The 15635-nt window shown below is 31.3% G+C and carries 13 protein-coding genes and 1 other annotated feature; of the genes, 1 reads left to right on the top strand and 12 read right to left on the bottom strand.

What is annotated here, in order from left to right; genetic code table 11:
• Positions 1-52 precede the first annotated feature (52 nt).
• From DWZ53_RS05940 to gap, 11 genes are all read right to left on the bottom strand, one after another.
• Entirely contained in the window at positions 53-736 is a 684-nt protein-coding gene (locus DWZ53_RS05940; RefSeq protein WP_118432779.1) for a restriction endonuclease, read from the bottom strand.
• A gap of 24 nt (positions 737-760) precedes the next feature.
• Complete coding sequence (gene lgt, locus DWZ53_RS05945) at positions 761-1561, bottom strand: prolipoprotein diacylglyceryl transferase (protein ID WP_118432780.1); 801 nt, start codon at positions 1559-1561, stop codon at positions 761-763.
• Between the two features lie 2 nt (positions 1562-1563).
• Positions 1564-2502 carry an HPr(Ser) kinase/phosphatase gene (gene hprK, locus DWZ53_RS05950; protein ID WP_118432781.1) on the bottom strand — a complete coding sequence of 313 codons (939 nt, stop codon included), beginning with the start codon at positions 2500-2502 and terminating at the stop codon, positions 1564-1566.
• Positions 2503-2513: 11 nt separating this feature from the next.
• Positions 2514-5333, bottom strand: a complete 2820-nt coding sequence (uvrA, locus tag DWZ53_RS05955; protein WP_118432782.1) for an excinuclease ABC subunit UvrA — start codon at positions 5331-5333, stop codon at positions 2514-2516.
• Positions 5323-6687 (bottom strand): CCA tRNA nucleotidyltransferase, encoded by a 1365-nt coding sequence (locus tag DWZ53_RS05960; protein ID WP_118432783.1) that lies wholly within the window; start codon positions 6685-6687, stop codon positions 5323-5325. Before DWZ53_RS05960 ends, uvrA begins: the two co-directional genes overlap by 11 nt.
• Positions 6677-8650: an excinuclease ABC subunit UvrB gene (gene uvrB, locus DWZ53_RS05965; protein ID WP_118432784.1), complete on the bottom strand. Its 1974-nt coding sequence runs from the start codon at positions 8648-8650 to the stop codon at positions 6677-6679. Before uvrB ends, DWZ53_RS05960 begins: the two co-directional genes overlap by 11 nt.
• An 11-nt stretch (positions 8651-8661) precedes the next feature.
• Complete coding sequence (locus DWZ53_RS05970; protein WP_118432785.1) at positions 8662-10104, bottom strand: S41 family peptidase; 1443 nt, start codon at positions 10102-10104, stop codon at positions 8662-8664.
• A gap of 115 nt (positions 10105-10219) precedes the next feature.
• Positions 10220-10855, bottom strand: a complete 636-nt coding sequence (locus DWZ53_RS05975) for a methionine ABC transporter permease (RefSeq protein ID WP_118432786.1) — start codon at positions 10853-10855, stop codon at positions 10220-10222.
• Positions 10852-11820 (bottom strand): methionine ABC transporter ATP-binding protein, encoded by a 969-nt coding sequence (locus tag DWZ53_RS05980; RefSeq protein WP_118432787.1) that lies wholly within the window; start codon positions 11818-11820, stop codon positions 10852-10854. The genes DWZ53_RS05975 and DWZ53_RS05980 overlap by 4 nt, the downstream gene beginning before the upstream one ends.
• 41 nt (positions 11821-11861) lie before the next feature.
• Positions 11862-12674, bottom strand: coding sequence for a MetQ/NlpA family ABC transporter substrate-binding protein (locus tag DWZ53_RS05985; protein ID WP_118432788.1), 813 nt, complete (start codon positions 12672-12674; stop codon positions 11862-11864).
• Positions 12675-12729: 55 nt separating this feature from the next.
• Positions 12730-12969: a binding site (T-box leader), on the bottom strand.
• A 174-nt stretch (positions 12970-13143) separates the two neighbouring features.
• Positions 13144-14157 (bottom strand): type I glyceraldehyde-3-phosphate dehydrogenase, encoded by a 1014-nt coding sequence (gene gap, locus DWZ53_RS05990; RefSeq protein WP_118432789.1) that lies wholly within the window; start codon positions 14155-14157, stop codon positions 13144-13146.
• 246 nt (positions 14158-14403) lie between these two features.
• On the opposite strand from gap, the gene DWZ53_RS05995 reads away from it, so the two are divergent.
• Positions 14404-14988, top strand: coding sequence for an ATP-dependent Clp protease proteolytic subunit (locus DWZ53_RS05995; protein WP_118432790.1), 585 nt, complete (start codon positions 14404-14406; stop codon positions 14986-14988).
• Positions 14989-14995: 7 nt separating this feature from the next.
• On the opposite strand, the gene DWZ53_RS06000 is transcribed toward DWZ53_RS05995, so the two are convergent.
• Positions 14996-15635, bottom strand: a 640-nt coding sequence (locus tag DWZ53_RS06000; protein WP_118432791.1) for a glycoside hydrolase family 125 protein, incomplete at its 5' end; no start/stop codon positions are given.

The following is a 15635-nucleotide window of genomic DNA, read 5'->3' on the forward strand; positions in this document are numbered from 1 at the left end:
TCTCCTTTTTTTGTAGTATAGCATAATGAATGTTTGATGAAAAATATTATGCTTAATCTTGATAATCATGAATAACATATTCATCTTGCATTAATAAATAATCTTGTTTTTTATGTCTTATCATTTTACATATAATAGAAAACAAGAAAAATAAACTGATAAGACATAACCATAATTGATGACTTTGTTGGTAATGATAATATATGTATCCTAATAAACAAGTCACTACCAAAGATATCAACAAATAATATAATGGTAAGGGTTTTAAAACCAACTTTGATTTTTTTAATAACATATAAAGTGTTTCTTCATCCCATAGTTCAACATGAATATTTTTTGCTAGTTCTTTAGCTGCCGGCGTAAATACATAATTTGTAAAAACAACAGGAACATCACATTGATAATAATCACACCCACTTTTAGCCTCTTGTACTGCTTTAATACCAACCGGTTTAAGATATCTTTTACATTGAATTGCATATGTTACCTGTTTTTTACAGGCAAAAACATCTATACCGTAATCTCCTTGACTTTGACTGACTTTAACATGTTTAAACCCATTTTTTTCTAGGAGCCTTTTAGTAAAATACTCAAACTCATGACCGTCCATATGATGTATTTTATTTAAATCATATTGATTAAAAAAGATATTTTTAATCACTGTAAAAAAACAAGAAATGATTAATTTCATCATACGAAAAGGCAATAATAAAATTGTATATAAAATATATTTCATACTCGCTCCTTAATAAAAGGTTGCTTATGCAACCTTTGCTTTTACTCCATATTTTTTACACCAAAGAAAACCAATTACACCAATAATAATAAATGCGATTGATGTTAACTGTGCCATCTTTAATCCCATAAAGAATAAACTATCTGTTCTTAATGATTCTACAAAAAAGCGAATCACCCCATACCAAATAAAGTAACTAAAAAATTGTTCTCCCTGCTTAGTTTGAAACTTTCTAATCACAAAATAAATCAATAAAAAACCAATCACATTTAACACAGATTCATATAAAAAAGTAGGATGATGGTAAACACCATCAATACACATATTAGAAATAATAAAATGAGGTAAATGTAATGATTTTAAAAACGCTAAACTTACACTTGATCCATAGGCTTCTTGATTAAAGAAATTACCCCATCTGCCACAAGCTTGAGCAATTAATACCCCCGGCATAATGGCATCTCCGGCAAGCAAAAAGGGAATATTGTGCTTTTTAAAATACCAATAACTAAATATCAAGCCTGCTATGATCCCACCTTGGATAGCAAGACCTCCTTGGTTAATTTGAAATATTAATGATAAATCTTGGGCATAGATTTCATTCCACATAAAGATCACATACCAGATTCTAGCACCAATAATACCTATAATAAGGACACCAAAGAAATAATCAGATAGAATATCTTTATGATATCCCATCTTTTTAAAATGATGTTGTCCAAGACCATAGGCAATAAAAGCACCTATTAAAATACAAACAGCATACATTTGAATAGTCCATGAACCTAATTGTAGAAATGTTTTAGGATTAGGAAAAAATTTCATAATTACTCCTTACTATTTTTATCAATATTCTTTAAAATACGATCAACAAATTCTTTACTTGAGTCAATACCATTATCACGTAAACGCATATTCATTACTGCCGTTTCAATAATAACAGCCATACTACGTCCACTTGATACAGGAACAACAACCTTAGGAATCTTAACACCTAAAATATCTTCTACTGCCTCATTTTCTTCAACCCCTACACGTGTATATTCACGAGAAGGAACCCAACGATCTAATTGAATAATCAAATCTACATTATCTCTTTCTAAGACAGAACTAATACCAAACATCTTAGAAACATCAATAACACCAATACCACGAATTTCTAATAAACTCTTTAATACTTCTGGCGCTTTACCTACAATACGTTGACCAATTAAATATAATTCAACAGCATCATCAGCAATCAATAAATGTCCTCTTTTAACTAATTCTAAGGCAATTTCTGATTTACCAATACCACTATCTCCCTTGATAATAACACCTTTACCATAAATATTTAAGAATACTCCATGCATTAATGTTTCTTTAGCTAATTGTTCTTCTAATTCATTAATTAAATTATTTGATACTCTACCTGTAGGAAGTTGTGAAATAAAGATTGGAAAGTTCTTAGCAGCAGCAATATCTTTTAAAATTGCTGGACATTCTAATCCTTTACAAATAACAATACATGGTACTAAATCATTTATTAAGGCAGGGAAAATTTCTTTTTGACGTTCGTCACTCATTTCATTAATGAATGCTATTTCCTTTTCTCCAAAGATAATAATACGTCTAAAATCACTATGTTTAAAGAAACCTGCTAATTCAAAACCTGGTCGATTGACTTCACTTACAAGAACTAATCTTTCTAGTGATTCTTCATTTCCTGTAATTTGTACATAATCTTCACTTTTATTAAATAATCTTTTTACTGTTGTTGACTTCATATTTTCCCCTCCTACAACATTTTCTCTAAGAATTGTCCGGTATAACTATCCTTGCATTGAGCGACTTTTTCCGGTGTTCCTGTAACCACAACAGTTCCACCACCATCTCCACCTTCAGGACCTAAATCAATGATATAATCCGCAACCTTGATCATATCTAAGTTATGTTCAATCATAATAATCGTATCCCCTTGATCAACAATTCTTTGTAAAACACTAATTAAACGATTGACATCATCACTATGTAATCCTGTTGTTGGTTCATCAAGAATATAGACTGTTTTACCAGTTGCCTTCTTTTGTAATTCACTAGCTAACTTAACACGTTGCGCTTCTCCCCCGGAAAGAGTTGTTGCACTTTGTCCTAATTTAACATAGCCTAATCCCACATCATAAAGTGTTTGTAATTTATTTTTTATTTTAGGTAAGTTTTCAAAGAATGATACAGCATCTTCAACTGTCATTTCTAGTACATCATAAATATTTTTATCTTTATATGTGACTTGTAACGTTTCTTCATTATAACGTTTTCCTTCACATTGTTCACAAGGCACATAAACATCAGGTAAAAAATGCATTGAGATCTTTTTAACACCATCACCTTGACAGGCTTCACAACGTCCTCCTTTAACATTAAATGAAAAACGTCCTTTATCATATCCTCTCATCTTCGCTTCATTAGTTTTAGCGAATAAATCACGAATATCATCAAAAACACCGGTATAAGTTACCGGATTAGAACGTGGTGTTCTTCCTATTGGATCTTGTGATACTTCAATCACTTTATCAATATTTTCAAATCCTTTAATTTCACGATACTTACCTGGTTTTTCTTTTGAATGATAAACATGTTTCATTAAAGCTTTACCAAGAATTTCATTCACTAATGTTGATTTTCCACTTCCAGATACTCCGGTTACCACATTAAAACATCCTAGTGGAAACTTCACATTAATTTTCTTTAAGTTATTTTCTTGTGCCCCTTTAATTTCAATAAACTTACCATTACCTTTTCTTCTTTTTTGAGGCACTTCTATTTTCTTTGCCCCTGATAAATATTGTCCTGTAATAGACTCCTTGCAAGCCATAACTTCTTGAGGTGTTCCTGCCACAATGACATTTCCCCCATGAACTCCAGCTCCAGGACCAATATCAACAATAAAATCACTTTCTCTCATTGTATCTTCATCATGTTCTACAACTAAAACGCTATTTCCTAAATCACGAATATCCTTTAATGATTGAATAAGTTTATCATTATCACGTTGATGTAAACCAATCGAAGGTTCATCTAAAACATAGAGAACACCTGATAAACGTGTTCCAATTTGAGTGGCTAGACGAATACGCTGTGCTTCACCACCTGATAAACCACCAGCTCTTCTAGCAAGAGTAAGATAACCTAATCCAACATTATTTAAGAATTCTAAACGATCTTTAATTTCTTTAATAACTAAACGTGCAATATTTAATTGATAATCTGTTAATTGTAAATTTTTAATAAACTCTAAAGCTTGTTCAATTGACATTTCTGTAAATTCAGCAATATTTAAATCACCAACTCTTACAGATAAGACCTGATCATTTAATCTTCTTCCCTTACATGTAGGACATACATGTTCTGCCATAAATGAAGCATACCATTCTTTAGACCAACTTGATGTTGTTTCTTCATAACGTCTTTCAATAAGTGTTTTAACACCTTCAATGAACTTTGTTGTTTTACTTACATTACCACTACTTGATACAATTTCATAAGTAATAGGTGTTGAAGATCCATATAAAATATAATGCATTTCCTTTTTAGTAAAGTCTTTTAATGGTTTATCAAGATCAATATGATATGTACGACATAGCACTAAAAAACGTTGCCATTCAATACGATCTGTTCCTACTGATGTTTTAAAATAACGAATTCCACCTTGATTAATAGATAAATTCATATCTGGAATTAATAAATCAATATCGACTTCATTTTTAACTCCTAATCCTCGACAATCAGGACAAGCCCCTAAAGGATTATTAAAAGAAAATAATCTTGGTTCTAATTTAGGAACTGAAAAGCCACAAATAGGACAAGCTAAATGTTCACTAAATAATTCTTCCTTTTTCTTAGTAAGGTTAGAAACAATGACTTCACCACCAGTCAGTTTTAATCCTACTTCTAAAGAATCTATTAAACGACTACGATAACCTTCTTTTTTTATAATACGATCGATGACAACATCAATATTATGTTTTTTATTTTTATCTAGTTCGATTTTTTCATCTAATAGGCGCATCTCACCATCAACAATGACACGTAAGTAACCCTCTTTTAATAAATCATCAAAATAGTCTTTAAATGTTCCCTTTTGATTTTTAACCACTCTTGCTAGAATTTGTAATTTATCACCATCATCATAATGATCTATGATATCTGCCATTTGTTTAATTGTTTGACTTTCAATCACCGTACCATGAGTTGGACAATACGCTTTCCCTACACGAGCATATAATAAACGTAAATAATCATAAATTTCCGTTACTGTTCCTACAGTAGAACGAGGATTATTAGAAGTCGTTTTTTGGTCAATCGCAATTGCAGGCGATAATCCTTCTAATACATCCACATCTGGTTTTTCCATATTTCCTAGAAATTGTCTCGCATAAGCAGATAAGGATTCTACATAACGTCTTTGTCCTTCTGCATAAATCGTATCAAAAGCGAGAGAAGTCTTTCCTGAACCTGATAATCCAGTCATAATGACTAACTTATTTTTAGGAATCTCTAAACTAATATTCTTTAAATTATTTTCTCTAGCACCTTTAATAATTAATTTATCTTCCATTTAACTTCTCCTTTATTAAATGCATTATATCAAATTTATCGTGCCCTTTCATTTGTAATTCATAAGCCCAATCTAATAATTCTTTAAACTGGGAACCCCGAATACCTAAAGGTAATAAATCTTTTCCTGTAATGACTGGTTTTAAAGCTTCTTTCCCTAAACGACTTGTTTTATCTTCAATAAAATCATCCAGTAATTTAATTGTCTCTGGTCGATTATCATATCTACCTAATTTATCACATTTTGAAATCAAGACTAAATCTTCTAAAGGCATAATCCCATCAATGCCCTTTAATAGTTGATAAAAACGAAAATCACGACTATGATTCCTTGCCATATTCATTAAATGCATATGATAATAAATCATGGTTTTCACATACTGATTGAGTCTTTGATTTTGTAAAATACCGGCAAAGTATTCATTAAAGACTTGAACACCACTTTCATTATGTCCTGGTGCTCTACCATCAGGGGTCGTAACGAGGGGTTTACCAATATCATGTAATAAAGCACCCCACATAAAGCCTAAAGGATAACTCGTATGATGTTTACATAAAGCTGCTAAGTCTACAACTAATAATGTATGCGACATCACATCATCTTCAGGATGATAGTCTAATCTTTGGTGACAATCTTTTAAAACCATCAATGGTTTAAATAAACCATTGATTTTTAATAAGAATTTTAACCCGATTGATGGTTTGTTACTCATTAATAGTTTGTTATATTCACTTACAATTCGTTCATGACTCAAATGTTGTAATGCTCCTGCTTGAATCATTTTTTTACATAATTGTTGAGTTTGAATATCAACAGTCATTTCTAATCTTGAAGCAAATTGAGCTGCTCTTAAAATGCGTAAAGGATCTTCTTGAAAAGACTTTTCATCAATCATTTTAATAACATGATGATTTAAATCTTCAATCCCACCAAAAAAATCATAAATATGATGTGTTTGATAATCATACATCAAACTATTCATCGTAAAATCTCTTCGTCTACAAGCCTCTTTTAAATCCATATCTGGATTAAGAGAAACTTGAAAATCTCGATGTGTATGTCCTGTTTTTACTTCTATCCTTGGTAAGGCAAAATCAAAACGAGGTAAAGTATCTAGTTTGACAATGCCAAACGATTTACCTACAGTACGAACATGTCCATATTGAGATAAAATTTTAATCAATTCATCAATCGGTAAATGATAAATTTCAATATCTATATCATGAGGATTTGTTTTATTAAAAAGAATTAAATCTCTTATCGCACCACCAACAATATAAAGTTTAGCATGATGTTTAACTAAATCATCCAGTACTTTCTTTTCAAATGCATCAAATTGAAAACTATTTTTCACCTTGTAACTCCAACATCATATCTCTTAATTCCATTGCTCTTTCAAAGTCTAATTCTTTTGCTGCTGCTTTCATTTGTTTTTCAAGTTCAGCAATCACTTTCTTTTTATCTTGAGCTTTGGCTTTCTTACCTTTTTTAACTAAACTACTTGCATTATCAATAACTTCTTGACCATGAATTGCTTCATGAATTTCTTTACGAATAGTTTGTGGAATAATATGATGTTCTTTATTATATGCTTCTTGGATTTGGCGACGACGATTCGTTTCATCAATCGCATACTGCATTGATTCAGTTATTTTATCACCATACATAATAACCTTACCATGACTGTTTCTGGCTGCACGTCCAATTGTTTGAATTAATGAACGATTTGATCTTAAGAAACCTTCCTTATCAGCGTCTAAAATACATACCAGTGATACTTCTGGTAAGTCTAGCCCTTCTCTTAATAAGTTGATTCCTACTAGAACATCATACTTACCTAAACGTAAATCTCTTAAGATTTCCGTTCTTTCTAATGTCTTTGTATCTGAATGTAAATACGCTACTTTTAATCCTAATTCTTTTAGATAGGCACTTAAATCTTCAGCCATTCTCTTTGTAAGCGTCGTGATCAGCACTCTTTCATTAACTTCCATGCGTTGATGGATTTCATCAATGATATCATCTACTTGTCCTTCAATTGGTCTGACTTCAATTAAAGGATCTAATAAACCTGTTGGTCTAATAATTTGTTCAACAACATGATGATTCACTTTTTCTAATTCATAATCACCAGGTGTTGCTGAAACATAAATAGCCTGATGAATCAATGATTCAAATTCTTCAAAATATAAAGGACGATTATCTAAGGCACTAGGTAAACGAAAACCATACTCTACTAATGTTTCTTTACGACTACGATCGCCATTATACATTCCTCTTACTTGAGGTAACATGACATGACTTTCATCAACAACTAATAAAAAGTCATCCGGGAAATAATCAATCAATGTATAAGGTCTTTGTCCTGCTTTTCTGCCATCAATATGACGAGAATAATTTTCAATTCCGGGACACATTCCCACTTCTCTTAACATTTCTACGTCATGACGTGTTCTTTGTTCAAGGCGTTCATATTCAAGAAGTTTCGATTCAGCTTTAAATTCTTTTAAACGTTCTTCTAATTCTGTACTAATCGTATCACATGCCTTTAACATTTGTTCTTTTTTGGTTACATAGCCATAGGCCGGATAAATAGTATAAGTATTGTAACTGCCAAGGACATGTCCTGTTAATGGATCTACTTCACAAATCCGTTCTACAGTATCACCAAATAATTCTATTCTAATCAAATAAGACTCTGTATGACCCGGTACAATTTCAATTACATCACCACGAACTCTAAAAGTTCCTTTACTCTGTTCAATATCATTTCTTTGATACTGACGATCTACTAAAAAGGTTAATAATTCCCTGCGATCTATTTCTTGATCCACTCTTAATGAAAAAATCATTTCTTTATATTGTTCGGGGTTTCCTAGTCCATAAATAGAAGCCACCGAAGCCACAACAATGACATCTTTTCTTTCAATTAAAGAATTCATTGCTGCACTTCTTAGCATTTCTATTTCATAGTTTGTTTTAGCATTTTTATCAATATATAAATCACGTCCAGGAATATAGGCTTCCGGTTGATAAAAATCAAAGTTAGAAACAAAGTATTCTACTCTATTTTCAGGAAAGAATTCTTTTAATTCCGAATATAATTGTCCAGCTAATGTTTTATTGTGTGCCAAAACCAAAGTAGGCTTATTCACTCTCGCAATCACATTAGAAACAGTAAACGTTTTCCCTGTTCCTGTTCCCCCAAGTAAAACTTGTTCTTTTTTTCCGGCTTCAATTCCCGCTACTAATTCTTCTATTGCTTCTGGTTGATCTCCCATGGGTTGATAATCAGATACCAGTTTAAATTTTTCCATAGGCTTTCCTCCTATTGCATTTCTTGTAGTAAACGTGCATATTGTTGATCATGGCTTTGATCTTGAATATAGGTCATTACTCTCGCAATCAACATTAACTTATCATCTTCGCTATATGTGCCATCTTCAGTTAAGTTGTTATCTTTTTCAAATTGTTGTAAAGCACTCATAGATGCTTGAGAAAAATAACCATCTTCACGATCGACTTGATATCCTAAAATCTTTAACATCTTTTGCATTGATTTAACAGATGAACTCACTTGATCTACTTGTAATGGTGTTTTTATTTTCTTAATTGTAATATTAGATAAACTTGCATTATCTACTTTAATATCAGGTGTTAATCCTTTACCATGAATACATTTACCATTAGGTAACATCCATTTAGCATAAGTATATTTCAATACTGATCCATCAGATAAAGTTAATTGTGTTTGGGCTGTTCCTTTACCATAAGTCTTTGTTCCAATGAGCTTATATCCTAATTGATTTTGTAAAGTTCCTGCTGTTAATTCTGAAGCACTGGCTGTATTTTCATTAACTAAAATATAACCATAATCAAAATGATAATAATGATCTGTCTTAGCATAGTACTTTTTAGTCGCACTATTCTTTTCTTTCATTTGATAAATACATTTATCACTTGGTAAAAATAAATCTAAAATATTTACTGCTGCATTTAAATAACCTCCACCATTATCTCTTAAATCAATAACTAATGATGTAAGGTTTTTCTCTTTAAATTGTTTAAGGGCTTCTTCAACTTGATTAGCCGTATCAGTACCAAAGGTACTCATTTGAATATAACCAAATGATTTTCCATCTTGATTACGAATTTCATAACTTACAGAAGTATCCACAGCTTTTCTTGTCAGTGTCTTAGTAAACTGTTCTTTGCCCCTTAATATTCCTAATTCTACAGTAGTGTCCGGTTTACCACGTACATATTCTTTCACCTTATCAGTATCTAAACCAGCTAAAGGATGTCCATTAGCACTTACTAAAATATCTCCTGTTTTTAAATCTTGTTCACTGGCTGGTGAATGATCGTAGACTTTAGTAATCATCGCTCCTGCTGAAACCATTGTATAACCTACACCTATTCCTTGGTAGTTACCACCAACACTTTCATTAAATTGTGAAGCTTCATCGCTGGTAAAGTAACTAGAATGAATATCACCTAAGCCATCAACAAAACCTTTTAAACCGTCTGTTTCTATATCTACCTTTTCTCCACTGGCATTCACCCAATTATTTTTCATTGTTGAATAAACTTCTTCAACGACTCCTTTTTTATTAGTTGAATGAACAACATTTGTCTTTTTAGAAAAATAACCGGCAACAAAACCTAACGCTAAAGAAATAACAATAACAATTATAATTAACGTTTCTTTTACAAAACGTTTATCTTTCTTTTTTTCGACCTTCTTTGGTGGTCTAATAAAATCATCCATCGAATCACCTCGCCTTTTATTTTAACATAATTACAATTAAAATACTTTGCTTGATACACATTTTATTATAACCAACTTGAACTTAAACAAAAAAGAAATCTTGAAAAGATTTCCTTTAAGATAACTTCTTATATAAGTGATTACCAATAGATTGAATAATTTGTACAAAGATAATTAAAATAATACTTGCGGCAATAAGATAAGGTATTTGATAAGCCTGATAACCATAACGAATAGCAATATCACCAATTCCTCCGGCACCCAAAGCACCACCCATTGCACTATAGCCTACAATACTAATCATGGTAAGAGTAATGCCTGATAAAATACCTGGTAAGGCTTCTTTTAAGTAAACTCTGATAATAATTTGAAAATCACTTGCACCAAATGATCTCGCCGCTTCCACCAAACCAATATCAACACTTCTTAAGGCACTTTCAATAACTCTAGCAACAAAAGGAATCGCTGAAATAGTAAGTGGTACTAAAGCTGCTGTAGTTCCAATAGCCTTACCAGCAATTAATCTCGTAAGTGGGATCACAATAACCATCAAGATCACAAATGGGAAACTTCTAAAAACATTAACAATGACATCTAAAATATGATAAACAACTTTATTCGGTTTTAATCCTTCCGGTGCTGTTAATGTTAAAACAATAGCCGGAATAAAACCTAAAATCACTGCAAAGAACGTTGAACCTAAAACCATATATAATGTTTCATATGTGGCTTGTATTAATACTTCACTCATCCTATTTCCTCCCATCCAATTTGATGATCATTTAAATATTGTTGTACTGCTGGATAATCAGCTAATTCAACATTAATAATTAAACTTCCTAACATTGAACCTCTAAAGTTTTCTAATTTACCTTGGCAAATATCAAAATCAATATTTAAAGTTCTCGCTAAATCAGTAATCGTATGTGATTTAGCATTATTATTAGTAAAGAATAATTTAATATTCTTTCCTGTAGTAGGTAAAATTTCTATATCATCACCGATAAATTTTTGTATTTCTTTATCAGGTCCTACAAATAAATCTTCAGGTTTTCCTACTGATAAAACATGTCCATCCTTTAAAAAAGCAACTTTATTACAAATTTGTTTAATGACTTCCATTTGATGGGTTACTACAACAATAGTAATATCCAATTCTTTATTGATTTTTTGTAGTAAGTTAAGAATATCTCTTGTAATTTGTGGATCTAAAGCTGATGTCGCTTCATCACACAACAGAATCTTAGGATTTAAGACTAACGCTCTAGCAATAGCGACTCTTTGTTTTTGACCTCCACTTAATTGACGAGGATATGCTTGGCTTTTATCCTCTAAACCTACTAACTTTAATAATTCATCTATTCTTTTTTTATTTTCTTCACTTTTAGGGTTTTGTTTCCAAAACTTTAATGGTAAAGCAATATTATCATAAACATTTAAACGATTTAATAAGTTGAAGTTTTGAAAAATCATTCCCATTTCTTTTTGAATATAACTTAACTCTTTTTTGTTTAATGATGATATGGGCTGATGATCTACAATGACTTCTCCTTTTTGAAAGGTTTCTAAACCATTGAGACAACGTAATAATGTTGATTTACCTGCACCACTTTGACCAATAATACCAAAGATATCACCCTTATCAATGTTAAAAGAAATATCATTAAGCACTTCTAATTGTTCATAACTTTTATATAAATTCTTTATTTCTATCATTTTATATGTTCCTTTCAAATTGTAAACATCAGCCCTTATCATTAATCAGTAAATACGTCTTTTACAGAACCTTTATATTTTTTAATATATTCTTTTACTGCATCTGATTGTAATGCTTTCTTTAATGCTTTTGTTTTAGCAGATTTTTCATTTCCTTCTTTAACTACTAAATAATTAATATATGGTTTAGCTTCTTGATCAGTGAAATCTTCTGCTACTAAGACATTTGCTTTATCTCCTAAGTTATGTTCTAAAGCATAGTTACCATTAATAACCGCTACATCTACATCTGGTAAGTTATTAGGTAAATTAGCTGCTTCTAATTCTTTAAATTGATAATTGTGTGGATTTGAAGTAATGCTTTGTAAGTTATAATTTTTATCATTGTTTAACTTAATTAAACCTTGTTTTTGTAATAAAGCTAACGCTCTTGATTCATTAGAAGTATCGTTTGGAATAGCAATAGAAGCTCCATCTTTAATATCATCTAATGATTTAATATCTTGAGAATAAATTCCCATTGCTTCATAATGAATTCCTGCTACCGCTTTTAAATGCAAACCTCTTTGTTTATTTTGAGCTTGTAAATAAGATAAAGTTTGGAAATAGTTTGCATCTAAATCTCCATCTTCTAAAGAAGTATTAGGTTTAACATAATCAGTAAATTCTACTACTTTTAATTTATACCCTTTATCTTTTAATTCATCCTTTACCACATCATTGAGAATTTGTGCATGTGGTATTGCTGTTGCTCCTACTTTAATTGTTTTATCATCATTTGATGACCCATTAGCGCATCCTGCAAGTGTTAATGCAAATGCTGCCGATAATAATAATTTTAATCCTTTTTTCATTTTTATTTTCCCCCTCGTTTATTTTCAACACAACAAACAAAAAACTCATCCTTATCTAAAGGACGAGTTATACCCCGTGTTACCACCTTAATTTAAAATAATTTCACAATTATTTCCTCATCGAGTACTATCATACTCTATCACTGTAACGGGTGAAACCGTCATAGCCTAGCCTGTAATCAGGTTCGGTATGCAACTCCAAGGCCATCTTCGTTTATCATTCATCTTTCTTTTTCACCAACCAAGAATTCTCTATGCATGTTTGATAAATTACTTTCCTTTTCAATGTCTTTGTTGTATTGCGTAATTCATATTAAACCTATATGAATTAGATGTCAATAGTTTTTATATATTTTTCATTCAAAATAAAACTCACAAACCAAAAACACTTTGATTTATGAGTTAGTTATAAGACACAAAAAAAGGAATCTTATTTTTCAAGATCCCTTTTTGTTGTTTCACAATTGGATTATGCTAATTCAGCGAAATATTTAATAGTTCTAACCATGTTAGAAGTATATGAGTTTTCGTTGTCATACCAAGCAACTGTTTGAACTTCAGTAGTTCCGTTGTCTAATGGTTTAACCATAGTTTGAGTTGCATCGAATAATGATCCATAAGTCATACCAACGATATCAGAAGATACTAATAATTCTTCAGTATATCCGAATGATGGAGTTGTTGCTGCTTTCATAGCTGCGTTAACTTGTTCAACTGTTACTTCACCTTCAACAACTGAAGTTAAGATAGTAGTTGATCCAGTTGGAACTGGTACACGTTGTGCAGAACCGATTAATTTTCCGTTTAATTCTGGGATAACTAATCCGATTGCTTTTGCAGCACCTGTTGAGTTAGGTACGATATTTACTGCAGCTGCACGAGCTCTTCTTAAGTCACCTTTTCTATGAGGTCCATCTAATACCATTTGGTCACCAGTGTAAGCATGTACTGTTAACATGATACCTGATTTGATTGGAGCTAAGTTATTTAAAGCGTTAGCCATTGGTGCTAAACAGTTAGTTGTACATGAAGCTGCTGAGATGATTTTGTCTTCTGCAGTTAATACACCTTCGTTTACACCGAATACAACTGTTGGTAAGTCATTTCCTGCTGGTGCAGAGATAACAACTTTTTTAGCTCCTGCATCGATATGAGCTTGAGATTTAGCTTTAGAAGTGTAGAAACCAGTACATTCTAATACTACGTCTACTCCTAAATCTCCCCAAGGTAATTTTGAAGCATCAGCTTCTGCGTAGATTTTAATTTCTTTACCATCTACTGTGATTGATCCTTCACCAGCTTTTACTGTATCAGCTAAAGCATATTTACCTTGTGCTGAATCATATTTTAATAAATGTGCTAACATTTTAGGATCAGTTAAGTCGTTGATTGCAACTACTTCATATCCTTCAGCGTTAAACATTTGTCTGAATGCAAGACGTCCGATACGTCCGAATCCATTAATTGCTACTTTTACTGCCATTTTAATTTTATTCCTCCTTGAAATATCTTTTATGACCATATTATAAGTCAAACCCCTATTAAAAGCAACCTATTGAAAAGGGTTTCATGTAAAATAATTTTTCTTTTTTTATAACTCACCATTGTCATAATCTATATTCTTTTCTATTATTCGTAATTTTATACTTCTTTTTTTATTCATTCCTTAAAATATGTTTTAAGAATAATAATGAATTTATGAACTATACTTAAATATGGAGGTCAAGTTATGCATTTTATTCCTACTGTAATTGAAAAGAATCAAACAACCCAATATGCTTATGATATTTATTCTCGACTATTAGAAGAAAGAATTATTTTATTAACAGGCGCTATTGATGATAAAATGGCTAGTTCTATTATTGGTCAACTGTTATATTTGGAAGCCAAAGACAGTCACCAAGATATTTTTATGTACATTAATTCTCCTGGTGGCAGTGTTTCAGCCGGTTTTGCTATTTATGATACGATGAACTTTGTTTCCTGTGATGTCAGCACAATATGTTGTGGCATGGCAGCAAGTATGGCTGCCTTTTTACTGAGTTCCGGTCAAGCAGGTAAACGCTGTGCCTTACCTAATAGTGAAATCATGATTCATCAGCCTTTAGGAACCATTGAAGGTCAAGCTACTGATTTAGAAATCAATGCCAAAAGAATTATTAAACAAAAAGCAAAACTTGCACGTCTATTATCCAAGAACACTCATCAACCATTAGAAAAAGTTATGGATGATACGGAACGTGACTATTTTATGGATCCTGAAGATGCCTTACAATATGGTTTAATTGATGAAATAATTAAAAAAGCACCTTAGTGCTTTTTTATTTTACAAAATAGGTTTGATATACCAATTCAGCAAATAATGAATTGGCCCAAGCAAACCAAGGTCTTGTATATTCACTTGGTTGATCTTTATTAAATCCCTCATGACATAAACCTTCATTATTATTTGTTTTTAAAATTAAATCAATCATTTCTTTCGCTTCTTCTTTAGAACCTGTTAATCCTTGCATTGATAAAGCAATATGCCAAATATAATTCTCTGGAGTATGAGGACTACCAATACCACTGGCACATGTTCCTTGATAAAAATAAGGATTATGATGACTTAAAATAAATGATCGTGTATGTTGGTAAAGTACATCGTCTTTTGTACAATAACCTAAATAAGGCATAGAAAGTAAAGAAGGTACATTGGCATCATCCATTAAACAATAATTACCAAAACCATCTGTTTCATAAGCATACATTTTACCAAATTGAGGATGAAGGTAAATACCATAACATTGAATACCATAATCAATATCCCATTTTAATTGTCTTGCTTTTTCATATAAAACATCATCATGATAAATTTCTCTAGCAAATTCTTTAATATATTCTAATATCACACTCGCAAACATATTGGCAGGAATAAGATAATTAAAACGACAAGCATCATCACTTGGTCTAAAAGCACTC

This window comes from Coprobacillus sp. AF33-1AC, from assembly GCF_003475785.1.
Lineage (GTDB): Bacteria > Bacillota_I > Bacilli_A > Erysipelotrichales > Coprobacillaceae > Faecalibacillus.

Coding starts and splice junctions, on each gene's coding strand:
- DWZ53_RS05940 (WP_118432779.1), bottom strand. CDS start 736: ATGAAATATATTTTATATACAATTTTATTATTGCCTTTTCGTATGATG.
- lgt (WP_118432780.1), bottom strand. CDS start 1,561: ATGAAATTTTTTCCTAATCCTAAAACATTTCTACAATTAGGTTCATGG.
- hprK (WP_118432781.1), bottom strand. CDS start 2,502: ATGAAGTCAACAACAGTAAAAAGATTATTTAATAAAAGTGAAGATTAT.
- uvrA (WP_118432782.1), bottom strand. CDS start 5,333: ATGGAAGATAAATTAATTATTAAAGGTGCTAGAGAAAATAATTTAAAG.
- uvrB (WP_118432784.1), bottom strand. CDS start 8,650: ATGGAAAAATTTAAACTGGTATCTGATTATCAACCCATGGGAGATCAA.
- DWZ53_RS05970 (WP_118432785.1), bottom strand. CDS start 10,104: ATGGATGATTTTATTAGACCACCAAAGAAGGTCGAAAAAAAGAAAGAT.
- DWZ53_RS05975 (WP_118432786.1), bottom strand. CDS start 10,855: ATGAGTGAAGTATTAATACAAGCCACATATGAAACATTATATATGGTT.
- DWZ53_RS05980 (WP_118432787.1), bottom strand. CDS start 11,820: ATGATAGAAATAAAGAATTTATATAAAAGTTATGAACAATTAGAAGTG.
- DWZ53_RS05985 (WP_118432788.1), bottom strand. CDS start 12,674: ATGAAAAAAGGATTAAAATTATTATTATCGGCAGCATTTGCATTAACA.
- gap (WP_118432789.1), bottom strand. CDS start 14,157: ATGGCAGTAAAAGTAGCAATTAATGGATTCGGACGTATCGGACGTCTT.
- DWZ53_RS05995 (WP_118432790.1), top strand. CDS start 14,404: ATGCATTTTATTCCTACTGTAATTGAAAAGAATCAAACAACCCAATAT.